Source organism: Microbacterium sp. APC 3901 (genome assembly GCF_030407765.1).
Lineage (GTDB): Bacteria > Actinomycetota > Actinomycetes > Actinomycetales > Microbacteriaceae > Microbacterium.
Genome location: NZ_JASDCU010000023.1, coordinates 1 through 21924, shown reverse-complemented (window position 1 = coordinate 21924; position 21924 = coordinate 1). Strand labels below are relative to the sequence as shown.

Sequence of the window (21924 nt, the reverse complement as noted above, 5' to 3'; positions counted from 1 at the left end):
TCATGACGCAGCACGCACCGACGCCGGCCGACAAGCTCGGCGAATGCGACGCTGAGGCGCCGATCGAGCACACACAACCTCGCCCGTGGCGCGGACTGTTGCGTTTCATCGGGTGGGTCGTGTTCGCGCTGGTCATGGCCGTCGTCGCACTCGTGCTCGTTATCCCGCGGCTGATCGGGGCCGTTCCTCTCGCCGTGCTTACCTCGTCGATGGAGCCGGTCTTGGCCCCGGGCACCCTGGTGGTCTCGCAGTCCGTCGACCCGGAGACTCTGGCGATCGGAGACGTCGTGACGTTCCAGCCGGTCTCCGACGACCCGATGCTCGTGACACACCGCATCGTCGAAGTCGGATACCAGGCCGACGGTGACCTTACGTTCACGACGCGCGGCGACAACAACGGCGCAGACGACCAGCCGATTGTGGGAGACCAGGTGATGGGCAAGGTGGTCTACTCCGTGCCCTACGTGGGATACGTCACCACCTTATTCGGCGTTACGGAGCGGGGCTGGATCGTCGGAGCACTCGGGGGACTCCTCATCGGCTATGCCGTCTTCACCCTCCTCCGCGCACTGATGAGAAGGCAACCCAGATGAGGCTCTCGTGTAGCGCCGCTATCGCACTCTCGGCAACCGCGCTCCTGCTCTCGATGGCGTCGACGATATTCGTGGACGACGCGTACGCCGCCGATTCCCCCGTTGCATCGCAATTGCGCCTGAGTTACGACGGGGTCACCTGGCACGACGACCTGCCAGCACTATTCGAGCCGGCGACGTTGGTTCCGGGCGACGTGCTCATGACGACGTTGTTCGTGCGCAACGACTCTGAGGACGCGGCGACGCTGACGATTATCGCCGAAGATGTCGCCCTGGCGTCGAGCTCGCCGGATCCGTTCTACGACGAGCTCGCCCTCGTTGTGCGCGAGCAAGGTTCCGCCAGCGTCGAGGTGTCGTTCTCTGAGCTGTCGGACGCCCAGCTTTACGGCTCCCGCGTCGATCCCACGCAGGTCGTCGCCCTCGATATCGCCTTGGTCTTTCCGCACGATGCCACGTCGGGTGCGGATCTGCGCGTGGATCGCGCATCGTTCGCTCTGCGCGTGACACTGGCACACGACGAAGCGATCATTCCGAGCGAACCGGGAGACCAACCCGGTGATCCCGATGAGCCGCTCCCTGGCACCGGCGGAACCGCGGCCGGACTCTGGTGGGCGCTGGCGGCGATCACCGCGGGGATGACGGCGCTGTTGTTCGACCGTCCACGAGCGACGATTGGTCGCGGTACATCGCACGGCAGGCTCGGGAAACGTTCGTAACGACCGTCTCGAACCTGCCTATTGAGCACTCAGAGCACGGAGCGCGCTCGACTGATTCGGCTATCGATCGTCGCAGACGTCGTCGTATTCGGCCGGCACGGCATCGAACAGCGCTGTGTGGCGCTGTTGTCGGTTTCCGGTTCCGCTACCGATAGGACGACGTCGGAGACATCGGCGGAACCCGACACCGCCATGCGATCGAAAAGCCGCCCTTCTCCAGGTCCGCTCACAGGTCGGGATGCTCCTCCCGATACTACGTACCCAGGTGCCCAGGGTGCCCTGCGGAACGCCAGTATCGACAGCAGACCTGGCCGCCTCGATGCCCCCGGCATCGTTTCTGCGGGAACGTCATACTGCGCGATAGCGTCGAAGGATGAAATGAGTATTCGGCGGTGTGAGCGCCGCTGATTATTGCGGTCGAGCGCCACTCGATATCGCGGTTCAGCGCCAGCAGGAGCGTCGGTGAGCGCCGCGCATGTCGACGCTCACCGACGCTGTGATCACCGCGTCGCCGTCGCGGCCTGTTCGCGCATGTTCATCTCCCCGGTCGTGATCCAGATCGTGTTGTGAACGATGCGATCCATGATGGCGTCCGCGTGAACACCTGACCCGAGCCGCTGATGCCAGTCCTTCTTCGCGTACTGCGTGCAGAACACCGTCGAGACGGCGTCGTAGCGGCGCTCGAGCAGCTCCAGCAGCATCGATCTGACATCATCGTCGGGCGGGTCGAGGAGCCACTCATCGATCACGAGGAGCGTGAACGATGAGTACTTCCGCAACCACTTCTCTCGCCCGCCGGGCTTGTCCTGCGCCGTCGCCCATGCTTCCTCGAGGTCGGGCATGCGGATGTAGTGGGCCCGATAGCGGTGCTGGCAGGCCTGCTTCGCCAGCGCGGACCCGAGGTACGACTTCCCCGACCCGGTGAAGCCTTGGAAGACGACGTTCTGTTGCTGGGTGATGAACGAACACGTCCCCAGCTGAGCGAGAACACCCCGGTCCAGGCCGCGCTGCTCGATCAGATCGACACGACGCAGGTCCGCGTCCGGGTAACGCAGCCCTGCCCGTCGGATGAGGCCCTCGACCTTGGACTGCGTGAACGCGGCGTGGGCGTCGTCGACGGCGAGCTTGACGCGCTCTTCGAACGCCATCCCCAGGGTGAGGGTGTCGTGTTGCGCTTCGAACGCGTCCAGCAAGACGCTCACGCCCATCTCGCGCAGCTTGCGCTTGGACTCGCTGTCGATCCGGCTCACCGGTCTTCTCCCGCGTAGTAGTCCGCCCCGCGGACGTACCCCGCTGGCTCCGCGGACGCGTCGCCCAGCGATGACGATGGCGGTGACGATGGCTCGAACCGTGGCCGTCGCCGGGCCGGCGGCGCGTCTTGCCCGGTCTCCAGGATCGGTCGCAGGTGCGCGTAACGCGGCGAACGGACCTGTGACCCGAGTGCGACACGCGCGGCGGCCTCGACCCTGCCGGCCGAGTAGCGTCGGGTGAGGCGCAGCACCGCGAGAGCCGCGTCCAGGCCCTGCTCGTCAACGGGCACGGACTCGAAGATCCGGTTCACGATCGTCGTGGTGTTCTCCCCGACCCGGGCCGCCCACTCCCGGACGCGTTCGGCATCCCACTGGCGATACCGCGGACCGTCCGGAAGGTCACTGTCGTGCGTGTAGTGCTCGCCCGTGACCCCCACCGGCGCGAGGAGATGACTCGTCAACCGAGCATCGCCGTCGAACACCTCCAACGCCCGTTCGGTGACGCGCAGATCGACAGCCCGCCCGACGTGCGCGTAAGGGACCGAGTAGAAGTTCTTCTCGAACACCACATGCCCGTCCTTACGGACCCGCCTGCCGTAGAACCAGCGACTGATCTCATACGCGACCGCCGGCAGCGGCCGCAGCAGCGGCTTCTCTTCCGCCTCGAACACCGACAGCCTCGACCCTGCGCGCTTCTGGAACGGCGCCGCGTTATAGGCGTCCATCCGCTCGTAGATCGCCTCGCGCAGCTCCGGCAGCGTCGCGAACTGCTCGTCCCGCAGCGCCGCGATCACCCAGGTCGCGACCCCGCTGACGGTGTTTTCGACACTCGCCTTGTCTTTTGGCTTCCGGACCCTGCCCGGCAGCACCGCCGCGCAGTAGTGCGCAGCGAGCTCGCGATACGCGTCGTTGAGGACGACCTCGCCCTCGGCCGGATGCGAGATCACGCCCGTTTTGAGATTGTCTGGAACGATCCGTGGAACGCTCCCGCCGAACCAGTCGAACATCGCCTGATGCGCGCGCAGCCATGCTTCCTGCTTCATGTCCAGCGACGGCCAGCAGAACGCGTACCGGGAGAACGGCAGACACGCGACGAACAAGAACACCCGCGTGCGCTCGCCCGTCACCGAGGCGAGGCTCATCGTCTTGCCGGACCAGTCGACCTCGACGCTCTGGCCGGCCTTGTGGCCGACGCGCGACGTCAACCCGGCGACGAGGACATGCTGCTGGTAGGTCTTGCAGAACCGGTCATAGCCCATCGCGGCCGTCCCCGTCGCCTGGCAGGCATCGCGATACTCGCCATGCAGGAGCTTCAACGTGACCCCGACACGAGCGAGCTCCCTGTGGACCTCGCCCCAGTCCGGCTGGGCGTAGACGCTGTGATGCTCGCCCCGACCGGGAAACAGGCGCACATACACGTCCGCGTCCGCCCCGTCGGCGACATCGCCGAAGTCGATGCCCGCCGCGTCAGCGGCGGCGATGACCGCGTCCACGGAGTGCCGGGACATGCCCTGCGCGGCGATCTGTCGCCGCGAGAGGCCCTCCGCTCGGAGGCGAAGCACGAGCTTCGCCTTGATCTTTCGTACCATTCGGTTGCTCCTTCTGCCGCGTGAGTGGCCACGCGGCAGAAGGAGCCTAGAAACCCGCGCGACAGGTGGCGCTCACATCGACGATCCGGTGGCGCTCACGGCGACGATCACGCCCACGGCGACGCGGTGCCCGACCGCGATACGCGCGGCGCTCAGCAAGCCGAATACTCACTTCTCATCGGAGCGACTCAATCGATCTGGCGCACGGGCAGCGCGGCCGCCCATGGCCAATACCACTTCGGCTTGATGCGTCTCGAACGGAGCGATCCGATCGCGGCGGAGGGGAATCACTCCGTCGCTCGCCTCTACGGGGATCTCGAGGTTGACGTCGGCCCGGCCCTGGCGACAGGTGCGATGACGCTGAGCGAAGCGTTTCGGATCTACGACCTTCGCCGTGCATCGCACGTCGGCACGTGACTGGTCCGTCTGGCGGGCCTGATGCCGCGGTGAAGATTTTGGCCATATGCCGCGGAAGCTGCGCCCGATTCAGCGGACAACTACTGTGGAACGCGCGGCGTGTCTGGACGTTTCACCACGGAACCTACATTCAACTGATCGATCGGGCCCGAATCCCGCTCTAGGCTGGGCCGCCCTCGCGGCGTACGATGCCGCTGTGGCCACAAACATCGACCCTCAAGAGATCGTGAAGCAAGTCACCGATCGACTGGCTGAGCGCTATCCCGAAGTCCAGCATGAGCACATCTCGTCGCTCGCCGTCGAGGAACTCGGAAAGATCTCGAACAGCAGAGTCACCGACTATCTCACCGTGCTCACCGAGCGCGCTGTTCGCAGCCGTCTCGCGAAGTAGTCCTTATCCGGCGGAGTCACGCCGAGATGCACAGGCGACTGACGCGGATGCAGCAGGAGTAGCCTTCGATCGTGGCCAAAGTCTTCGATTCCATCGACCAGAACCTGAAGCAGTGGATCGAGAAGCAGCCCCTGTGGTTCGTGGCGACAGCGCCGCTCGGGGCGGAGGGGCACGTGAACATGTCGCCCCGCGGCCACGACTCGTTCTCGGTTCTGGACGAGCATCGGGTCGGCTGGGTCGACTACACCGGCAGCGGCATCGAGACGATCGCGCACATCCGCGAGAACGGCCGCGTGTGTCTCATGTTCAACTCGTTCGACAGCAGACCCCGCATCGTTCGGCTGCACGGCCGGGGCGAGGTCTTCCTCCCCGGACAGCCGGGCTTCGATGAGGTGGCGTCGCGGCATCCGGAGCACCCGAGCACTCGAGCCGTCATCACGGTGCACGTCACGCGCGTCAGCGATTCGTGCGGGTGGGGCGTGCCGGTCATGGAGCTGAAAGGCGAACGCGACCTTCTCCGCCTTCAGGCGGACAAGAAGGGGGAGGACGGCATGGCCGAATACCGCGCTTCCCGCAACGCGGTGAGCATCGACGGTCTGCCGGGGTTCCCTGCCGAGCTCTGACCGACGCCGTCGGTGCGCCGGTCGCACCCCCGTTTCGCGCTCAGCGCCTGAGCAGTGTCTCCTGGATCTTCGCGGCGACGGCCTCGCGCAGCGGGCGCACCGCGTCGGCATCCCACGACTCGGGGTTCGGGAACGACCACTCCAGCACCTCGCCGCTGGGGGTCGAGGGCAGCGCGAGCCCTGGCTTCATCAGCACCACGACATCGGCCGCGTCGAGGTCGTCGCTCGTGACGGCGCGGGGCACACGGTCGGTGATGTCCATGCCGAGCTCTGCGACCGTGGCGGCCACTGCCGGGTTCACCTCGTCGGAGGGTGAGAGACCCGCGGAGGTCGCGACGAAGCGATCGCCGGCCAGGTGCTGCAGCAGAGCGGCGCCGAGCTGCGAGCGGCCGGCGTTGTGCTGGCAGATGAACAGGACGGTCGGGGCGGTGTCGGTCACGGGTTCTCTTTCTGGTGGGTTCAGCTCGCGGCGAGACGGGGCGCGAGCTGGATGATCCGGCGCTCCAGCTCGTCGTAGGCGGTGTCGAAGGCGTCGACGGAGCCGACACGCACCGGGTCGGGGATCGACCAGTGCAGGTGACCGGTGACGCCGAGCTCTTCGTGCGCGTTGTCGCAGACGGTCACCACGAAGTCCGAGTCGGTCACCACGGCGTCGAGAGCGCGGGGCGGCTCATCGGGCAGATCGAGGGAGTGGCGATCTGCCGCGGCCACTGCGCCAGGATCGATCCGTTCGGAGGGGTGCGTTCCCCCGGACGATGCGGGGATGCTGCTGTGAGCCGACCACAGCGCTGCGGCCAACTGGGATCGGGCCGAGTTCGCGGTGCAGACGAACACGACTCGGCTCGCACGCTCGACCCGCCCCGGCGTGAGTCCGTGCAGTGCGGTGTCGGTCAGGTGGACGTAGCTGCGCCGCTTGTCGGCCTCCGACCGCGAACGCGCCGCGATCCCGACGGCTTCGAGCGCGTTCAGGTGATGTGTGATCAGGTTCGCCGGAAGCCCCAGGGCCACCCGGATCTCGGTGGGGGACAGGTCGCCCAGAGTCAGCAGGTCGACGATCCGCAGGCGGGACGCGTCGCCCAGCGCCGCGTGCTTCGCTGCACGGGCGTCGACATCGGTGATTTGTTCAATGTTCATTGTCTCAATCTTGACTGAACTACCCTGCCCGGGTCAAGATGAGTCGACATGAACATCTCGCCTCCGTCTCGCATCGAGCCCCTTCGCCCCTCCCTGCCGCGTCGCGCTGCCGCCGAGTTCGTCGGCTCGGGCCTGCTCGTCACCATCGTCGTGGGGTCGGGCATCGCCGCCCAGCGGCTGTCTCCCGAAGACGTCGGGCTGCAGCTGCTCGAGAACAGTCTGACGACGGCGCTGGGCCTGGCGGTGCTGATCCTGATGCTCGGTCCCGTCTCGGGCGGGCACTTCAACCCGGTGGTGTCGATCGCCGATTGGCTGATCGGACGCCGCGCGGGCACTGGGCTGTCGCTGCGCGACCTGCCGACCTACGTGCTCGCGCAGATCGTCGGCGGCATCGCGGGCACCCTCCTCGCCGGGGTGATGTTCGACACGGCGCCGGCGTTCTCCTCCCACGACCGCGCGACCGGCGGGCACCTGGTCGGCGAGGTCGTCGCCACAGCCGGTCTGGTGCTGTTGATCTTCGCACTCGCCCGCACGGGCACGGCGTCGACGACGGCTGCCGCGGTCGGGGCGTACATCGGCGCGGCGTACTGGTTCACCAGCTCGACGTCGTTCGCGAACCCGGCTGTGACGATCGCGCGCATGTTCACCGACACGTTCGCTGGAATCGCGCCGGGGTCGGTGGTTCCGTTCATCGTGGCGCAGGTCGTCGGGGCCGCTCTCGGCCTCGCTCTCCTGCTCGTCTTCTATCCGACGGCCGCCCGCACCGCGGACCGTGTCGTCGTCGCCCAGCACCTCGAAACCCAGCCCTGAAAGGCAGCCATGCACCTCGTAGCGATCGGCGGAAGCGACGCCGGAATCTCCACCGCACTGCGGGCTCGCGAACTCGACCCCTCGGTCGACGTCACCGTGGTCGTGGCCGATGCCTATCCGAACTTCTCGATCTGCGGCATCCCTTATTACTTCTCGCGCGAGGTGCAGCCGTGGCAGTCCCTCGCCCATCGCACGCACGCCGATCTCGAAGCCACCGGCATGACGCTGAGTCTGAACACCCTCGCCACGGCCATCGACGTGCAGGGGCAGAGGCTCACCGTGCGTGACCAGGACGGCACCGAGTCGAGCATCGCCTACGACGAGCTCATGGTCGGCACCGGGGCCTCTCCGTCGACGGCCGGCATCGCGGGTCTCGGCCGGCTCGGCCCCGACGACGGCGTGCACCTGCTGCACTCGATGGGGGACACCTTCGCGCTCGAGCGCTACCTCGACGAGCATCAGCCCGAGACGGCGATCATCGTCGGCGCCGGGTACGTCGGACTCGAGATGGCCGAAGCTCTCACGGTTCGGGGCCTCCGGGTCACGCAGCTTCAGCGGGGGCCCGAGGTGCTCTCGACCCTCGACCCCGAGCTCGGTGCGCTGGTGCACGACGAGCTCACCCGTCACGGCGTCGACGTGCTCACGGACACCCGCGTCGAAGAGGTCTCGCGCGAAGCCGGGCGGCTCACGGTGTCAGGATCCCGCGACGACGAACCGTTCTCCCGCGATGCGGACCTGGTGCTCGTCGTCGTCGGTGTGCGACCCAACACCGGACTTCTCACCTCAGCGGGTGCTGCGACGGGTGCCGGCGGGGCCGTCGTCGTCGATGACCGGATGCGCACGGGGCTGCCGCATGTCTGGGCGGCAGGTGACGGAGTGGTCACCCATCACCGCCAGCTCGGTGTCACCTACCTGCCGCTCGGCACGACCGCCCACAAGCAGGGGCGCGTTGCCGGAGAGAACGCGATCGGCGGCGACGCGCACTTCGCCGGAAGCCTCGGCACGCAGGTCGTGAAGGTCTTCGATGTCGTGGCGGCTCGCACGGGCCTACGAGACCATGAGGCGATCGCCGCGGGTTTCGCGCCGCACAGTCACACCGCGATCGCGGACGACCACAAGCACTATTACCCCGGAGCCACTCCCATCAGCATCCGTGTCACGGGCGACACCCTCGACGGGCGCCTCCTGGGTTCTCAGCTCGTCGGCACGCGCGGCGCCGAGATCTCGAAACGAGTGGACACGTACGCCACGGCGCTGCACCACGCCATGACCGTGGCCGAGATGAGCGACCTCGACCTGTCGTACACGCCGCCTCTCGGCTCACCGTGGGATGCCGTGCAGGTCGCGACCCAGGCCTGGGAGCGAGAGGCGCGCACACTGTCGCAGCGTCTCGTCTGACACGCGCGCGGGAGCAGCGAGGATCGTCGGCCGATCCGGGGGAGGACGGGACGCCCCCACCACGGGGGAGGCGGCAGAAAGGGCGCCCCATCCGATGCCGTCAATGGGCGGCACCCCAGCTGTCGCGTTACAGCGCGACAGAACTGTGTGGCAAGCGTGGCACCAGCCGCCTCGCTGCACAAGCCCCATCGACGTCGGGTATGCCGCGGATCGGTGCAGGAGGCGATGCCGGAGCCGCGGATGAGCTCGCGCACGGGAATCGAAGTGTCGACGCTTAGAGCGCGATGTCGGATGCGGAGTCGAGCGGTCGCCACTCCGTGTGACGGGCAGTGCGTCGGGGGAGCACGTCGGAGTCGAGCAGCGGCCCGAGGTCGAGCCCGGTCACCCGGGCGATCTCGGGGATCGGAACCTGGAACGTGCGGAACGCACCCAGCGGTGGCGCAGCGAGCATGCCGTCCGGGCTCTTGACGAGCTCTGACTGATCGAGCACGAACCCGGCGGCTGACAGGCCCTCCGGCCCCTGCCAGGCCGCGATCTTCCAGAACAGGAGCGGGATCCGGATGCCGCGATAGGGCGGATCGTCCTCGCCCAGCACAGGAGCGGTGAACACCGAGACACGCTGATCGGTCGCGTCGGCGTAGTCGATCACATGGTCTTCGAGACCGAGCCACAGCTCCTTCGACTGGTTGAACCCGGCCGCCTGCGGGGCGGCATTCGGATAGAAGAACGTCGCCTCGGTGGCATCCCTCGCCTCCTCGACATCGCCCCATCCCGGATCCCGCCGCCGCACGAGATGGCCGCGGTCGAGGTCGTTGCGCGCATAGACGTCGGGTCCCGTCTGCCGTTCGTCGCCGATCCGCGGGTCGAGACGCCACTCTCCGGTGCGGGGCAGTTCGCGCAGCAGCGCTCCATCGATGTTCACGCCCGTCACGGCTGCCAGCCGACGGTCACCGTCGAGCAGCACCGTGAAGCGCGGGTAGGTCAGCTCCGTCGCATCCTGTGCCGGCCGGGGCAGGGGAACACGCGTCGGGAGGAAGTCGAGGTCGTATCCGTCTGCCATACCGTCATATTGCCTTGAGGCGCGGACATCGCCCAGGGGTCGCCGAACACGGGAACGCCCCCACCCGATCACGTCGGGAGGGGGCGTTCGCCGTCAGCGGGTCACGGCGTGGGCATGCCGCCGTTGACGTTGAGCGTCTCGCCGGCGACGTAGCTCGACTCGGCCGAGGCGAGGAACACGTAGGCGGGTGCCAGCTCGGCCGGCTGTCCCATGCGGCCGAGAGGCGTGTCCTCGCCGAACTCCGGGAGCTTCTCCTGCGGCTGTCCGTCGCTCGGCTGCAGCGGAGTCCAGATCGGGCCCGGAGCCACGGCGTTCACACGGATGCCCTTCGGTGCGAGCTGGTCGGCGAGGCCCTTCGTGAACGCGTTGATCGTGGCCTTGGTCGACGCGTAGTCGACCAGGATCCCCGACGGCGAGTACGCCTGGATCGACGTGGTGTTGATGATCGTCGACCCGGCAGGGAGATGCGGCAGCGCGGCCTTCGTGATCCAGAACATCGCGTAGACGTTGGTCTTGAAGGTGTCGTCGAACTGCTCGTCGGTGATGTCGGTCAGAGACTCCTGGTAGACCTGCTTGCCGCCGTTGTTCACGAGGATGTCGAGGCCGCCGAGAGCGCCGACGGCCTCAGCCACCAGCGTGCGGCAGTACTCGGGGTCGCGCAGATCGCCGGGGATCTGCGCCACCGTGGCACCGGCTTCGCGCAGGATGCCGGCGATGCGCGCAGCATCCTCCTCCTCTTCCGGAAGGTAGGAGAGCGCGACGTCGGCTCCTTCACGCGCGAAGGCGATCGCGGTCGCCGCGCCGATGCCCGAGTCGCCGCCGGTGATGAGAGCCTTGCGGCCGGTGAGGCGGCCGGTGCCGCGGTAGCTCTCCTCGCCGAGGTCGGCCGTCGGGGTGAGGTCGGCGTCGAGCCCCGGTTCGGGCATGTGCTGCTTCTCGGGCTCGATGTCGGAATAGAGCTCGGCCGGGTTGACGAAGGTGTACTGGTCGCGAGACATGGTGTGTCCTCTCGGTCGCTGGTCTGGGGGTATGTCCCCAGCGTGCGCCGCGGCCGGGATGTGGGCCAGCGCCTTGCGTCTCCGGACTCAGGTCGCTAGGGCGGAGCCGGGGATGGTCCGACGTCGTGTGGGGAGGAGAACTGCTCTTCGGGCGGAGAGATTCCTCGGATTCCTCAGCCCGAGCGGCGGATCTCCTCCCGAGAAGGCGGCGGCGAGGGTCGACCGACCCCCGCCGTGCGGAGTAGCCTCGCCGCATGGCCCGACTCATCTACTCCATGATCACGTCGCTCGACGGGTACGTCAGCGGGCCCCATGGAGGATTCGACTGGGCCCTCGATGAAGAGCTGCACGACTTCATCAACAGGCAGTTCGCCGACGTCGGCACGTATCTGTACGGGCGACGCATGTACGAGACGATGGTCTATTGGGAGACCGCGCACCTCGAGCCCGACCAGCCGCAGGTCGGCATCGACTACGCACGGGTCTGGCAGGCGGCCGACAAGGTCGTCTTCTCGAAGACGCTCGCCGACGTGTCGAGCGAGCGCACGCGGCTCGAGCGCACATTCGACCCTGAGGCCGTCGAACGATGGAAGGCCGAGTCCGACAGCGACTTCTCGGTCGACGGGCCGACGCTCGCGGCCGAGGCGATTCGAGCCGACCTGGTCGACGAGTTCGGCCTGTTCATCGGTCCGGGGATAGCCGGGGGCGGCAAGCCGTTCTTCCCCGGCGGTGTGCAGGTCGATCTCGAGCTCCTCGACCACCGGCGATTCAGCAGCGGGGTGATGTTCCTCCGCTACGCGACGCGGCGGTGATCGGAGAGCTCGGCGTCACGGGCGCACGCGAACGGTGCGGCCCTCGAAGGTCACCAGGTCGCCGTCGTGCAGCTGACGACCTCGGCGGCGATCGATCTCGTCGTTGACCTTCACGAACCCGTCGATCACGACCTCCTTGGCGTTGCCGCCCGAGTCGAGCAGCCCCGAGTACTTCAGGAACTGCCCGAGGCGGATCATCTCGCCACCGATGGAGACATCGTCGATGCGGCCGGAATTCGTCATGACTGAAATGGTAGCCGCCGGATGCCGGCCGGCGTCTATCAGCCGAGCGCCCGCTGGATCCGTTCGCTGAGCCGGTCGGCCGCCTTCGATGTCATCCGGCGACGGGTCGGCGACTGCAGCGCGATCCTGACGTCGGATCCGCCCGCGGTCATCGGGGTGGCGACGACCCTCACGTCGGCGGGCGCGCCGAACAGCGTCCGTCGTGTGCTGAACGCCACGGAACGATGGTCGGAGACGCGCCATTCGACGTGCTTCAGCTCCGTCGTGAGCTGTTGCAGCACGCGCACGACGGAGTCCGCCTGCGCGGGCGTGTAGAAGTACGTGTGCACCGTGACCGGCATGGATTCCCCTGACGACTGCATCTTCGGTCTGCGAACGAGACCGTACCCACCTACAGAGACCGTGCGGTGAACGGATCATGATGCGAAGGTGCCGAACGCGTCAGAGACGCGTCGAGCCGCCGACCCCGTGGGGCCGGCGGCTCGAGGAACGACGCGGGTCGTTCAGTCGTCGATGTCGGTGCCCACGACCGCGAAGTCGGCGCTGAAGTCGATGTCGATCGAGCGGCGATCGCTCGTGAGCACCGACGCGTCGTAGGGGCTGACCTCATCGTTGTCGGCGTCGAGGTCGGTGATCATGCCGTCGGCCTCGGCCAGTGCGGCGTCGACGAGTGCGCGGATGGTCGCCTCGTCGAGGGTGTTCGTGGGGGCGGAGTCGTCGTCGTCCTGCTCGGTCGAGATGACGGTGGCCGTGAGGTCGGCATCCACGCGCACCTCGGTCTCGCTGCCGTTCGCCGCCGTCAGCTGCACCTCCCAGGTTCCGTCACGCTTGGCGTCGATCGAGGTGACGTCGCCGTCGGCTGCGCCACGGGCGGCATCCGCGATCTCGACGAGCTCATCGGCCGAGTCGGTGCCGATTCCGGTCACGGGGCCTCCGCCCTGGGCGCACCCTGCTCGTCGTCGTCGCGGTCGTCGCGGTCGCCGCCCGGCTGCCCGCCGTTGTCGTCGGCGTCGCCGCGGGGGCCGTCGGAGACGGAGGGGCGATCGTCGTCGTCGCCGAACTCGTCGCCGATCGCTGCTCCGATTGCCACGCCGCCGCCGGCGAGAACCACTGCTGCCGCGATTCCGCCGCCGATCAGCAGGGCACGCTTGCGTCCGCGCTTCGCGGGGGCTGCGGGAGCAGCGGCGCTGCTGTCGTCGGCGGCGAGCGGTGCGACGGGCACGGTCTCGGCGTCGTGGGCCGGCGTCGGCGCGGGGGGTGCGGGCGGTGCCGGCGGAGTCGAGTTCGCGGGGATGTTCTCGGGCGTGTGGTCGGGGGTCGGGTTCTTGTCGTTCATGTCTCGATGCTCTCGTGGCAGTGCTGAAGCCACCCTGAAGCGTCCTGAAGAGGTCTTCAGGAACACCTGACCGACCCGGTCCGGGGTGTCAGCCCGAAAGGGGCAGGGTCACCACGAAGCGCGCGCCGCCCCAGCGCGAGGCGTCGACGGCGACGGTGCCTCCGCTGGCAGTCGCGATGCCCTGCACGATCGCGAGGCCGAGACCGCTGCCTCCGGCATCCCGGCTGCGGGCCTCATCGAGCCGCACGAAGCGCTCGAAGATGCGCTCGCGCTCGTCGGCGGGCACTCCTGCGCCGTCGTCTTCGACGGTCACGAACACCCAGGAGTCCTGCGGGATCACGCTGATCGCCACCCGGCCGGCACAGTGACGGGCGGCGTTGTCGGCCAGGTTGCGCAGCAGTTGGCCGAGGAGTCGGGGATCCCCGGCGACCCGGGCCGCGCGGATGCCGGACCCGTCGACCTCGACTCCCCGCGACCGCAGCCTGCGCACCTCGCCGAGGGCCAGGTCATCGAGGTCGATCGCCTCGTCGTGCGTTCCGCCGCCTTCGTCGAGGCGGGCGAGCAGTAGCAGCGACTCGACGATGCCCTGCAGCCGGAGACCCTCGTCTGAGACGACCTCGGCCAGCTCGCCGATGCTGGTGGTGGCCGGGTGAGCCTGCGCCAGCTCGGCGTGCTGACGGATCGTCGCGAGCGGTGAGCGCAGCTCGTGCGACGCGTCCGACACGAAGCGGCGCTGGGCCGTCGCCGACGAGTCGAGGCGGTCGAGCATCCGGTTCATGGTGGTCGCGAGTGCCGCGATCTCATCGGATGACGGCGGCACCTCGACGCGTCGGTGCAGGTGTTCGGCGGTGATGCCGTCGACCTCCTCGCGGATGCGGGTCACGGGCCGCAGCGCTCGGCCGACGACGAGCCAGGTGGTGACGGCGACGAGCACCAGCAGCAGTGGCACGGCGATGGCGAGCAGCACCGCGACGGTCGACAGCGTCTCGACACCGTCTTCGATCGAGACGGCCAGCACGAGCGTCTCGTCGTTCTCGAGATCGTCCGAGACGACGAGCATCGGCTCGCCGCCGATCGTCGTGGAGCGCGCCTGGTCGGCGAGGGGGAGCGCTCTGGAGCCGAGCTCGTCGCGGGCGTCCTCGCTCGCGGCCCTGACCGCGCCGTCCGCGCCGATGATCTGCACGATCTCGTCGTCGAGGGAGTCGATGCCGCGCTCGCCGCCGGGGCCGCCCCCGGGGCCGTCGAATCGTTCGGCGAGCTCGTCGAGTCGCTGCTCGGCGGCGCGCTCGGCGCTCGCATTGATGCTGGAGCTCAGGATGCCGTAGAAGGAGAACGCTCCGATCAGCAGTGCGACGGCCACGACGAGGGTCGCGCCGAGGGTCGTCCTGGCACGCACCGATCTGAACGCGCGATCAGCCACCGTCGGCCGCCAGACGATAGCCCGCGCCGCGGATCGTCTCGATCGCCTCGCGCCCGAACGGCTTGTCGAGCTTGCGGCGCAGGTGTCCGACGTAGACCTCGACGATGTTCGGGTCGCCGTCGAAGTCGTCGTCCCAGACCCCTTCGATCAGGGCGCGCTTCGACAGCACCTGACCGCGGTGGCGCATGAGATGCTCGAGCACGGCGAACTCGCGAGCGGTCAGCGTCACCGGGGTCTCGCCGCGCCACACGTGATGAGACGACGGATCGAGCCTGAGGTCGCCGGCTTCGAGGACGGCTGGTCGCGCGACAGCGCCCCGGCGCACGAGAGCACGGATGCGGGCGACGAGGATCGCGAACGAGAAGGGCTTCGTGACGTAGTCGTCGGCGCCGGTCTCGAGCGCCTCGACCTGATCCCACTCGCCGTCCTTCGCGGTCAGCATGAGCACGGGGGTCCAGTTCTCCTCGGCGCGCAACGCCTCGCACACCTTCCACCCGCTCATGCCGGGCATCATCAGGTCGAGCACGATCGCGTCGTAGCGGGTCTCACGCGCACGCCAGAGCCCGTCGACACCGTTGTTCGCGACGTCGACCGCGAACCCCTCCGCCTCGAGTCCCCGGCGTACGGCGTCGGCAAGACGCACCTCGTCGTCAACCACCAGGATCCGCATTCCTCCAGTGTGGCGGGCGCACGCTGAATCCGCGCTGAAGCGGGGTCGTTGCGGCTCATGCGCGCCGGTGCGCCGGATTCTCGTGCCTCCTCGGGAGGAGAACTCGCCTGCGGGAGGAGCGGATGCCGCTCAGGCTCCTCCCGAGGCGCAGTTCTCCTCCCGGGGCGCAGTTCTCCCGAGGCGCAGTTCTCCCGGGGCGCAGTTCTCCCGAGGCGCAGATCTCCGCCGCCCGGATCAGGTGTCGGTGCGGAACCCCGCGGCCTTGTGGGTGCCGTCGCAGAACGGCTTGATCGTCGAGAGACCGCAACGGCACAGTGCCACCGTGCGGCGCGTCACCTCGATCGGCTCGCCGTCGGAGGTCTCGAGCACCGCGGCTCCGCGCACGAGCAGCGGACCGTCGGGGTATGCCGTGATCGTGACGGCATCCTCTTGCGCGCTCATCGCACGTCCCGCTCTCGCAGAGAGGATTCGCCGTGCGTCCACGAGTCGAGCATGTGCTGGGCCGCCCAGCCGTCGACCGTCAGGCACGCTGCCGCGCCGAACATGATGTCGGGCAGCAGGTCGGGCCGGTCTTCGGCCAGCCCACCGGCGAGGTCGCGCGCGGCGATCTGCTCGTGCACGGCATCTGCCTCGACGTGCTCGTCGAAGTAGTCGGTGACGTCGTCGGTGAAACCCAGGCGCCGCAGGCCGTCGGCGTAGAACCGGTTGGGGATCGACGAGGTCATCTCGAACGCTGCCAGATGGCCGACGATCGCTCCGACGAGCCGACGGTTGAGGCCGAACATCGACATCGCGTTGAGCGAGGCGAGTGTGATCGCCGGCACATCGTCGACGTAGGCGCCGTAGGTGTCGTCGAGGCCGGCCCCCCGCATCGCGCGGGCGAAGATCGACGCGTGCACACGGTCGGGGCGTCCGCCGCCGTACTCATCCGACTGGATCTCGACCAGCGCCGCCTTGGGTCGACCGGTCAGGCGGGGGATCGCCCAAGAGTGCGGGTCTGCCTCGCGCAGTGTGTAGATCGAGCGCTGCATGAAGAACTCGAGCATCTGCTCTTCCGTCGCCTTCTTCGCGACGTAGCGCGACAGGCTCGGGCCGGTGTCGGCCTCGGCGAGGGCGAACAGCGCGCGGCCGACGGCATCCACGGTCGGCTCGGGCATCTCGGGAGCCGGCACGGTCGCCCGCAGCGCCCGCTCGAACGCGTGCTCGAGGATTCCGCGCGTGGCGATCAGCGCCGGGTCCCACTCGAGGTCGGGGTTGAGTCCGGGGAGGGAACCGTACGACGAGGCGTAGAGCACGAAGAGTGCGAGCTGGATGTCGTCGTCGCGCACGGCGTCGTCGGTCGCAGCGAGCGCAGACTCGGCCCGGGTGCCGAGATCGTCGACATCGCCGCCGGTCAGCTGACGGATGACGGCGTCGCTGAGCGGACCGCGCGGGGTGACGCCGTGAAGGGCGGATGGGGTGAGTGCTGGCGCAGACATGGAGATGCTCCCAAAAGTCGGATGCTCGCAGTCTCGCCCCGGCGATGAGCGCACGAGAAGGGACTTGACGCGACGCATCGGATGCGGAAGGGCGGATGCCGCAGCATCCACGATGCGGTTCCGGCGTCCGGATCTGTGACGTCGCCGCGCCGCCTAGGCTGGACGTATGAACAAGAACTCGCTCTGGACCATCGTCGGCGTCGTCCTCGCCGTGGTGATCGCCTGGTGGATCGTCAGCGCGCTGTTCTCGATCCTGTGGTTCATCGCCAAGCTCGCGATCGTGCTCGTCGTCGCGGTCGTGGTGTTCTTCGTGCTGCGCGGGCTCTTCACCTCGAAGGCCGACTGACCGCGCCCGACCTCACGTTTCGCGGTCGTGCTGCTGATCCCCGAGAGGTCGTCGACGCGCGAGCGATCCACGCCCGCGCGAGGTCGCTGAGGCTCAGGCGACCGGGGCGTTCGCTCCGATCCGATAGCGCGCGGCGCGATGCGTGTCCTGCACGCGGTCGCCCTTGCCCTGCAGCTTGTTGCGCAGGGTGCCCGGCGTGTACTCGTTCGGGTAGACGCCGCGCTCTCGGAGCACCGGGATGACGTGTTCGATCACGTCCTGCCAGGTGCCGGGCGTGATCGCGTAGGCGAGGTTGAACCCGTCGATGTCCGTCTCCTCGACCCACGACTGCAGCTCGTCGGCGATCTCGACGCCCGAGCCGACGATGGTCGGGCCGAGGCCGCCGATCGCGTTGTGGCGTCCGAAGTCTCCGACGGTCCACTCGCGTCCGAGGTCGGCCTCTTCCTTGAGGTGCTGCAGCACCGACTGGATCGCGTTGGACTCGACATTGCCGACGGGCTCGTCCTCGGCGTACTGCGACAGGTCGACGCCCATCCAGCCAGACATGAAGGTCAGCGCGCCTTCGGGGCTCGCGTACGACAGGTACTCGGCGTGCTTCGCCGCGGCATCCGCGCTGGTGGCGCCCGTGATCACGGTGAGCAGGGTGTAGATCTTCGCGTCGTAGCGGTCTCGCCCGGCGTCCTCGAGCGCGTCGCGGATGCGCTTGACGGTGCCCGCGAGCACCTCCTTCGAGGGCGCGGCGACGAAGATCGCCTCGGCGTTCTCCGACGCGAAGCGCACACCGCGAGGGCTGGCTCCGGCCTGATAGATGACGGGGGTTCGCTGCGGCGACGGCTCGGAGATGTGGATGCCGGGAACGCTGAAGTGCTTGCCCTCGTGGCCGATCGGGTGCACCTTCGACGGGTCGGTGAAGATGCCGCGCTCGCGGTCCTCGACGACGGCGTCGTCTTCCCACGAGCCCTCCCACAGCTTGTAGAGCACCTCGACGTACTCGTCGGCATGGTCGTAGCGGTCGTCATGCGCGAGCTGATCGTGCTGACCCATGTTGCGTGCGGCGCTGGGAAGGTAGCCCGTCACGACGTTCCAGCCGACGCGTCCGTTGGTCAGGTGGTCGAGCGTGCTCAGGCGGCGGGCGAACGGATAGGGATGCTCGAAGGCTGTGCCCGCCGTGATGCCGAACCCGAGGTGCTCGGTGACGGCGGCCATCGCGCTCACGAGCAGGATCGGATCGTTCACGGGCACCTGCGCGCCGTTGCGGATCGCGGCCTCGTTGGTGCCGCCGTAGACGTCGTACGTGCCGAGCACGTCGGCGATGAAGATGCCGTCGAAGGTCGCGCTCTCGAGCAGCTTCGCGAGATCGGTCCAGTACGAGATGGTGTTGTACTGACGCGAGCGGTCGTCCGGATGCCGCCACAGACCGGACGACTGGTGGGCGACGCAGTTCATGTCGAAGGCGTTGAAGCGGATCTGACGGGTCATGAGGACAAGCAAACCCGCCGAGGTGCTCCGTGTCAGCCCGCGCGACATGCGCCGTCACATTCGTCGGTGGCGTCCCCTCGGCGTTCGAATCGCGCAACTGTCCCGATATGCAGCGGAGATAGGGTCATTCACGCGATTCGAATCCGACCGGGTCAGTCCCGGTCGCCGTCGACCGTCTTCATGGTGGAGGTGATCGGACGCGGGTCGGGCATTATCGTCTCGACCTGGGGTTTGGCGTTCGCCTGTGCTCGACACCAGACGACGAACCCGACCGCGGTGAAGACGCCGTAGAACACGTACATCAGCCCGGTGGCATAGAAGCCCGAGCTGAACAGCAGCGGCACACCGACGATGTCGACGGCGATCCAGATCAGCCAGAACTCGGTCCACCCCTTGGCCATGCCGTATGTGGCGAGCAGGGATCCGACGAAGGTCCACGCGTCGGCCCACACCGGCTCCCACGAGCCGAGGGCGCGGAACAGCGGGGTCAGCGCGATCGTACCGATCACCATCACCAGGATGAGGCCGATGCGGGCGCTGTTCGGCGCCCAGCGCGGAGTGACCCGCCCGCCCGTCGCCGCGGCCTGACGCCAGCGCACCCAGCCGTAGATGGCGACGATGATGAACATCACCTGACGGCCGGCCTGACCGAGCAGATGGGGCAGCTCATGGTCGGGATTGAGGATGGATCCGAGGAAGACCGTGAGCAGCAGCAGGTTTCCGATGATCCCGACCGGCCACGCCCAGATCTTTCGCTGCATGCCTCCGAGTGCGCTGGCGAGACCGAACGCATTGCCCACCACCTCGCGCACCAGCAGCACCTGGCCGCCGGGAAGCATCCACTGCGAGTTGAAGGCGTCGACCAGCCAGAGCAGCGGGTTCACTTCGTCTCGTCGGGGAACGGTCGCTGGTCGAGCACCAGCTGCAGGAACGTGAGGTCGAGCCAGCGATCGAACTTGGTGCCGACCTGCGGCATCCGTCCGACCTGCATGAAGTCGAGTCGCTTGTGCATGATGATCGACCCCGTGTTGCCACTCTCGATCGCGGCCACCATGACGTGCTTGCCGAGGCTGCGGGCGCGGTGGATGAGCTCGATCATGAGAGCCTTGCCGATGCCTCGACCACGCTGGCCGTCGCGCACGTACACCGAGTGCTCGACCGTGTGCCGGTAGCCGCTGTGCGGGCGCCAGTCTCCGAAAGTGGCGTATCCGAGCACTCCGGTGTCATCGACCGCGACGATCACCGGGTAGCCCCTCTGCTGTCGATCGCTGAGCCAGGCGGCGCGGTCCTCGACGGTGACCGCATCTTCGTTCCAGATCGCGGTCGTGTTCAGCACGGCATCGTTGTGGATCGCCGTGATGGCCTCGAGATCGGCGGTCTCGGCATCCCTGATCTGGTGATCGCTCATCGGGTCTCCTGCATCTGCGATCGGGTGCGCACTGCACGACGGTAGCAGGATGCCGGGGTGTCGGATGCGGGAGACTGGCGTCATGTCTCTCGCTGAAACGGTTCGCGACCGCATCGTCCACGCGATCGACGAGGAGCAGCTGGGCGCATACGGACTCCATGTGCTCGTCGGTCACGAGTCCGCACAGCACCGGTGGCGCAGCGACGATCGGGTGAACCTGTATTCCGTGTCGAAGGGAGTGAGTGCACTCGCGGCGGGCATCGCCGTCGACGAAGGCATCCTGTCGCTCGACACCCGCGCTGTCGACGTGCTGGACATGCCCGAACCCGGTGCAGGCGCCGAAGCGGTGACCCTCGAGCATCTCCTCACGATGACGAGCGGAATCGACTTCGAGTGGTTCGGGGATCAGGAGGCGCCGTGGCCCGACCTCGCCTTCGAGATGCTCGCTCGACCGAGCCGGGGTGCGGGCGAGCACTTTCGATATTCGGACGCCAGCACGTACGTCGCCATGAGAATGCTCGGGGCCGCCGTCGGGGATGTGCGGGAGTGGCTGATGCCCCGGCTGTTCCAGCCTCTCGGCATCCACAACCCGCAGTGGCTGAGGTGCCCCCTCGGCTGGATCGTGGGCGGGAGCGGACTCGAACTGCGCACGGAGGAGCTGGCTCGGATCGGTCGTGTCCTTCGAGATGGGGGCCGCTTCGGGGGCGACCGCATCGTGTCGGAGCGCTGGATCGATCGGATGCACTCCGACTGGGTCTCCACAGGGGCGGGTGGCCTGTACTCCTCCTACGGGCTGACCGCCTGGCGCGGGCCGCGAGACGGCTGGCGTCTGGACGGGCGCTACGGGCAGTACGTCTTCATCGATGAGGCGGCGGATGCCGTCGTCACGATCACGGCGCACGAGGAGAAGAGCGATCAGCGGCTCGTCGAGATCGCGGCGGATGCCGTCGCGGAAGCCGTGTGAGGCGGGGCATGCGTCGGGTCGCTGGTGCTGGTGCCGGATAGGACGTCTCGGACGCTGATTCGTCATCCTGTGTAGAAGGCGTGGACGTGCGCCACGGAGCGGAGAGGGAGTCGGATGAGGATCGCGGTCGCAGGAGGAACAGGGGTGGTCGGTCGGCATGTCGTGGAGGCGGCGCGGGCGGCCAGTCACGAGGTGGTGGCGCTGTCGCGGTCGGCCGGTGCCGACGTGATCACGGGTGCGGGTCTCGATGCAGCGCTGCAGGGGGCGGATGCCGTGATCGACGTCACGAACACGACCACGCTCTCGGCAGCGAAGGCGGTGACGTTCTTCGAGACGGCGACCCGCAATCTGCTCGATGCGGAGTCGCGTGCGGGTGTCGCGCACCACGTGGTGCTGTCGATCGTGGGCATCGATGCGATCGACGCCTCGTACTACGCGGGCAAGCTGGCGCAGGAACGAGCCCTGGCTGCGGGGGCGGTGCCGTTCACGATCGCTCGGGCGGCGCAGTTCCACGAGTTCGCCGGGCAGCTGCTGTCGGGCATGTCGGGGCCGGTGGCGGTGATGCCGAAGCTGCTCATGCGACCCGTGGCCGCGCGGGAGGTCGGGGAGCATCTGGTGCGCGTCGCCGAGGCCGGGGCGGTGGGGCGCGCTCGCGATCTGGTCGGGCCACGCGACGAGGTGCTGGTCGATCTCGCCCGACGGCAGCTGGCGTTCGACGGCGTGCGTCGGCGGGTGCTGGGGGTGCGGCTGCCCGGTGCCTACGGGCGGGGGCTGGCGTCGGGGTCATTG

The 21924-nt window shown here is 68.1% G+C and carries 28 protein-coding genes; 11 read left to right on the top strand and 17 right to left on the bottom strand.

The window, feature by feature from the left end:
• Window positions 1-2 precede the first annotated feature (2 nt).
• Window positions 3-593, top strand: a complete 591-nt coding sequence (locus QMA07_RS16420) for a signal peptidase I (RefSeq protein WP_181164267.1) — start codon at window positions 3-5, stop codon at window positions 591-593.
• A 71-nt stretch (window positions 594-664) separates the two neighbouring features.
• Window positions 665-1309, top strand: a complete 645-nt coding sequence (locus QMA07_RS16415) for a hypothetical protein (RefSeq protein ID WP_290163828.1) — start codon at window positions 665-667, stop codon at window positions 1307-1309.
• Between the two features lie 500 nt (window positions 1310-1809).
• Here the strand turns inward: QMA07_RS16415 and QMA07_RS16410 are convergent, their stop codons facing one another.
• Together QMA07_RS16410 and istA are read right to left on the bottom strand one after the other, a co-directional pair.
• Window positions 1810-2559 carry an ATP-binding protein gene (locus tag QMA07_RS16410; RefSeq protein WP_290163826.1) on the bottom strand — a complete coding sequence of 250 codons (750 nt, stop codon included), beginning with the start codon at window positions 2557-2559 and terminating at the stop codon, window positions 1810-1812.
• Window positions 2556-4148, bottom strand: a complete 1593-nt coding sequence (istA, locus tag QMA07_RS16405) for an IS21 family transposase (protein ID WP_290163824.1) — start codon at window positions 4146-4148, stop codon at window positions 2556-2558. Before istA ends, QMA07_RS16410 begins: the two co-directional genes overlap by 4 nt.
• Window positions 4149-4274: 126 nt before the next feature.
• Here istA and QMA07_RS16400 point away from each other — a divergent pair, with 126 nt between their 5' ends.
• The 3 genes from QMA07_RS16400 (at window position 4275) to QMA07_RS16390 (ending at window position 5579) form a co-directional block, all read left to right on the top strand.
• Window positions 4275-4565: a hypothetical protein gene (locus tag QMA07_RS16400; RefSeq protein WP_140038490.1), complete on the top strand. Its 291-nt coding sequence runs from the start codon at window positions 4275-4277 to the stop codon at window positions 4563-4565.
• 226 nt (window positions 4566-4791) lie between these two features.
• Entirely contained in the window at window positions 4792-4956 is a 165-nt protein-coding gene (locus QMA07_RS16395; protein WP_290163822.1) for a three-helix bundle dimerization domain-containing protein, read from the top strand.
• A gap of 71 nt (window positions 4957-5027) precedes the next feature.
• On the top strand, window positions 5028-5579 hold the full coding sequence (locus QMA07_RS16390; protein ID WP_290163820.1) for a pyridoxamine 5'-phosphate oxidase family protein: 552 nt from the start codon (window positions 5028-5030) through the stop codon (window positions 5577-5579).
• A 40-nt stretch (window positions 5580-5619) separates the two neighbouring features.
• Here the strand turns inward: QMA07_RS16390 and QMA07_RS16385 are convergent, their stop codons facing one another.
• Together QMA07_RS16385 and QMA07_RS16380 are read right to left on the bottom strand one after the other, a co-directional pair.
• A complete protein-coding gene (locus QMA07_RS16385) occupies window positions 5620-6018 on the bottom strand; it encodes a low molecular weight phosphatase family protein (RefSeq protein ID WP_140038487.1) in 399 nt (132 codons plus the stop codon).
• Between the two features lie 20 nt (window positions 6019-6038).
• Complete coding sequence (locus QMA07_RS16380) at window positions 6039-6713, bottom strand: ArsR family transcriptional regulator (RefSeq protein WP_290163817.1); 675 nt, start codon at window positions 6711-6713, stop codon at window positions 6039-6041.
• A gap of 54 nt (window positions 6714-6767) precedes the next feature.
• Between QMA07_RS16380 and QMA07_RS16375 the strand changes: the two genes are divergently transcribed.
• Window positions 6768-7523 (top strand): MIP/aquaporin family protein, encoded by a 756-nt coding sequence (locus QMA07_RS16375; RefSeq protein WP_290163854.1) that lies wholly within the window; start codon window positions 6768-6770, stop codon window positions 7521-7523.
• Window positions 7524-7532: 9 nt separating this feature from the next.
• Window positions 7533-8921: an FAD-dependent oxidoreductase gene (locus tag QMA07_RS16370; RefSeq protein WP_290163816.1), complete on the top strand. Its 1389-nt coding sequence runs from the start codon at window positions 7533-7535 to the stop codon at window positions 8919-8921.
• 274 nt (window positions 8922-9195) lie between these two features.
• Here the strand turns inward: QMA07_RS16370 and QMA07_RS16365 are convergent, their stop codons facing one another.
• Both QMA07_RS16365 and QMA07_RS16360 read right to left on the bottom strand, forming a co-directional pair.
• Entirely contained in the window at window positions 9196-9981 is a 786-nt protein-coding gene (locus QMA07_RS16365) for a DNA/RNA non-specific endonuclease (protein WP_290163814.1), read from the bottom strand.
• 101 nt (window positions 9982-10082) lie between these two features.
• Complete coding sequence (locus QMA07_RS16360; RefSeq protein WP_290163812.1) at window positions 10083-10979, bottom strand: SDR family oxidoreductase; 897 nt, start codon at window positions 10977-10979, stop codon at window positions 10083-10085.
• A gap of 254 nt (window positions 10980-11233) precedes the next feature.
• Between QMA07_RS16360 and QMA07_RS16355 the strand changes: the two genes are divergently transcribed.
• Window positions 11234-11791 (top strand): dihydrofolate reductase family protein, encoded by a 558-nt coding sequence (locus tag QMA07_RS16355; protein WP_290163810.1) that lies wholly within the window; start codon window positions 11234-11236, stop codon window positions 11789-11791.
• Between the two features lie 15 nt (window positions 11792-11806).
• Here QMA07_RS16355 and QMA07_RS16350 read toward each other — a convergent pair whose 3' ends face one another.
• From QMA07_RS16350 to QMA07_RS16315, 8 genes are all read right to left on the bottom strand, one after another.
• The gene (locus QMA07_RS16350) at window positions 11807-12034 is read right to left on the bottom strand and encodes an RNA-binding S4 domain-containing protein (RefSeq protein ID WP_290163808.1); all 228 of its coding nucleotides are present in this window, start codon (window positions 12032-12034) and stop codon (window positions 11807-11809) included.
• A gap of 38 nt (window positions 12035-12072) precedes the next feature.
• Window positions 12073-12375, bottom strand: coding sequence for a hypothetical protein (locus QMA07_RS16345; RefSeq protein WP_290163806.1), 303 nt, complete (start codon window positions 12373-12375; stop codon window positions 12073-12075).
• A 162-nt stretch (window positions 12376-12537) separates the two neighbouring features.
• Window positions 12538-12960 (bottom strand): hypothetical protein, encoded by a 423-nt coding sequence (locus QMA07_RS16340; protein ID WP_290163804.1) that lies wholly within the window; start codon window positions 12958-12960, stop codon window positions 12538-12540.
• On the bottom strand, window positions 12957-13370 hold the full coding sequence (locus QMA07_RS16335; RefSeq protein ID WP_290163802.1) for a hypothetical protein: 414 nt from the start codon (window positions 13368-13370) through the stop codon (window positions 12957-12959). Before QMA07_RS16335 ends, QMA07_RS16340 begins: the two co-directional genes overlap by 4 nt.
• A gap of 88 nt (window positions 13371-13458) precedes the next feature.
• Window positions 13459-14790 carry a HAMP domain-containing sensor histidine kinase gene (locus QMA07_RS16330; protein WP_290163800.1) on the bottom strand — a complete coding sequence of 444 codons (1332 nt, stop codon included), beginning with the start codon at window positions 14788-14790 and terminating at the stop codon, window positions 13459-13461.
• Entirely contained in the window at window positions 14783-15460 is a 678-nt protein-coding gene (locus QMA07_RS16325; RefSeq protein WP_290163798.1) for a response regulator transcription factor, read from the bottom strand. The genes QMA07_RS16330 and QMA07_RS16325 overlap by 8 nt, the downstream gene beginning before the upstream one ends.
• A gap of 234 nt (window positions 15461-15694) precedes the next feature.
• Window positions 15695-15901, bottom strand: coding sequence for a CDGSH iron-sulfur domain-containing protein (locus tag QMA07_RS16320; RefSeq protein ID WP_290163797.1), 207 nt, complete (start codon window positions 15899-15901; stop codon window positions 15695-15697).
• A complete protein-coding gene (locus QMA07_RS16315) occupies window positions 15898-16938 on the bottom strand; it encodes an iron-containing redox enzyme family protein (RefSeq protein ID WP_290163795.1) in 1041 nt (346 codons plus the stop codon). Before QMA07_RS16315 ends, QMA07_RS16320 begins: the two co-directional genes overlap by 4 nt.
• Window positions 16939-17104: 166 nt before the next feature.
• On the opposite strand from QMA07_RS16315, the gene QMA07_RS16310 reads away from it, so the two are divergent.
• Complete coding sequence (locus QMA07_RS16310; RefSeq protein ID WP_290163793.1) at window positions 17105-17284, top strand: hypothetical protein; 180 nt, start codon at window positions 17105-17107, stop codon at window positions 17282-17284.
• 93 nt (window positions 17285-17377) lie between these two features.
• On the opposite strand, the gene QMA07_RS16305 is transcribed toward QMA07_RS16310, so the two are convergent.
• From QMA07_RS16305 to QMA07_RS16295, 3 genes are all read right to left on the bottom strand, one after another.
• Entirely contained in the window at window positions 17378-18763 is a 1386-nt protein-coding gene (locus QMA07_RS16305; RefSeq protein ID WP_290163791.1) for an LLM class flavin-dependent oxidoreductase, read from the bottom strand.
• A gap of 152 nt (window positions 18764-18915) precedes the next feature.
• Entirely contained in the window at window positions 18916-19647 is a 732-nt protein-coding gene (pnuC, locus tag QMA07_RS16300; RefSeq protein ID WP_290163789.1) for a nicotinamide riboside transporter PnuC, read from the bottom strand.
• Window positions 19644-20171, bottom strand: coding sequence for a GNAT family N-acetyltransferase (locus QMA07_RS16295; RefSeq protein ID WP_290163787.1), 528 nt, complete (start codon window positions 20169-20171; stop codon window positions 19644-19646). The genes pnuC and QMA07_RS16295 overlap by 4 nt, the downstream gene beginning before the upstream one ends.
• A gap of 82 nt (window positions 20172-20253) precedes the next feature.
• Between QMA07_RS16295 and QMA07_RS16290 the strand changes: the two genes are divergently transcribed.
• Together QMA07_RS16290 and QMA07_RS16285 are read left to right on the top strand one after the other, a co-directional pair.
• The gene (locus tag QMA07_RS16290; protein ID WP_290163785.1) at window positions 20254-21135 is read left to right on the top strand and encodes a serine hydrolase; all 882 of its coding nucleotides are present in this window, start codon (window positions 20254-20256) and stop codon (window positions 21133-21135) included.
• A gap of 114 nt (window positions 21136-21249) precedes the next feature.
• Window positions 21250-21924: NAD(P)H-binding protein (locus QMA07_RS16285; RefSeq protein WP_290163783.1), on the top strand; the 675-nt coding region annotated here is incomplete at its 3' end.

Excerpts from the sequence above, each read along its gene's own strand:
- QMA07_RS16355 (WP_290163810.1), top strand. The coding sequence starts at position 11,234 with ATGGCCCGACTCATCTACTCCATGATCACGTCGCTCGACGGGTACGTC.
- QMA07_RS16360 (WP_290163812.1), bottom strand. The coding sequence starts at position 10,979 with ATGTCTCGCGACCAGTACACCTTCGTCAACCCGGCCGAGCTCTATTCC.
- QMA07_RS16350 (WP_290163808.1), bottom strand. The coding sequence starts at position 12,034 with ATGACGAATTCCGGCCGCATCGACGATGTCTCCATCGGTGGCGAGATG.
- QMA07_RS16420 (WP_181164267.1), top strand. The coding sequence starts at position 3 with ATGACGCAGCACGCACCGACGCCGGCCGACAAGCTCGGCGAATGCGAC.
- QMA07_RS16305 (WP_290163791.1), bottom strand. The coding sequence starts at position 18,763 with ATGACCCGTCAGATCCGCTTCAACGCCTTCGACATGAACTGCGTCGCC.
- QMA07_RS16290 (WP_290163785.1), top strand. The coding sequence starts at position 20,254 with ATGTCTCTCGCTGAAACGGTTCGCGACCGCATCGTCCACGCGATCGAC.
- QMA07_RS16315 (WP_290163795.1), bottom strand. The coding sequence starts at position 16,938 with ATGTCTGCGCCAGCACTCACCCCATCCGCCCTTCACGGCGTCACCCCG.
- QMA07_RS16370 (WP_290163816.1), top strand. The coding sequence starts at position 7,533 with ATGCACCTCGTAGCGATCGGCGGAAGCGACGCCGGAATCTCCACCGCA.
- QMA07_RS16325 (WP_290163798.1), bottom strand. The coding sequence starts at position 15,460 with ATGCGGATCCTGGTGGTTGACGACGAGGTGCGTCTTGCCGACGCCGTA.
- istA (WP_290163824.1), bottom strand. The coding sequence starts at position 4,148 with ATGGTACGAAAGATCAAGGCGAAGCTCGTGCTTCGCCTCCGAGCGGAG.
- QMA07_RS16380 (WP_290163817.1), bottom strand. The coding sequence starts at position 6,713 with ATGAACATTGAACAAATCACCGATGTCGACGCCCGTGCAGCGAAGCAC.
- QMA07_RS16295 (WP_290163787.1), bottom strand. The coding sequence starts at position 20,171 with ATGAGCGATCACCAGATCAGGGATGCCGAGACCGCCGATCTCGAGGCC.
- QMA07_RS16310 (WP_290163793.1), top strand. The coding sequence starts at position 17,105 with ATGAACAAGAACTCGCTCTGGACCATCGTCGGCGTCGTCCTCGCCGTG.
- QMA07_RS16345 (WP_290163806.1), bottom strand. The coding sequence starts at position 12,375 with ATGCCGGTCACGGTGCACACGTACTTCTACACGCCCGCGCAGGCGGAC.
- QMA07_RS16335 (WP_290163802.1), bottom strand. The coding sequence starts at position 13,370 with ATGAACGACAAGAACCCGACCCCCGACCACACGCCCGAGAACATCCCC.
- QMA07_RS16365 (WP_290163814.1), bottom strand. The coding sequence starts at position 9,981 with ATGGCAGACGGATACGACCTCGACTTCCTCCCGACGCGTGTTCCCCTG.
- QMA07_RS16320 (WP_290163797.1), bottom strand. The coding sequence starts at position 15,901 with ATGAGCGCGCAAGAGGATGCCGTCACGATCACGGCATACCCCGACGGT.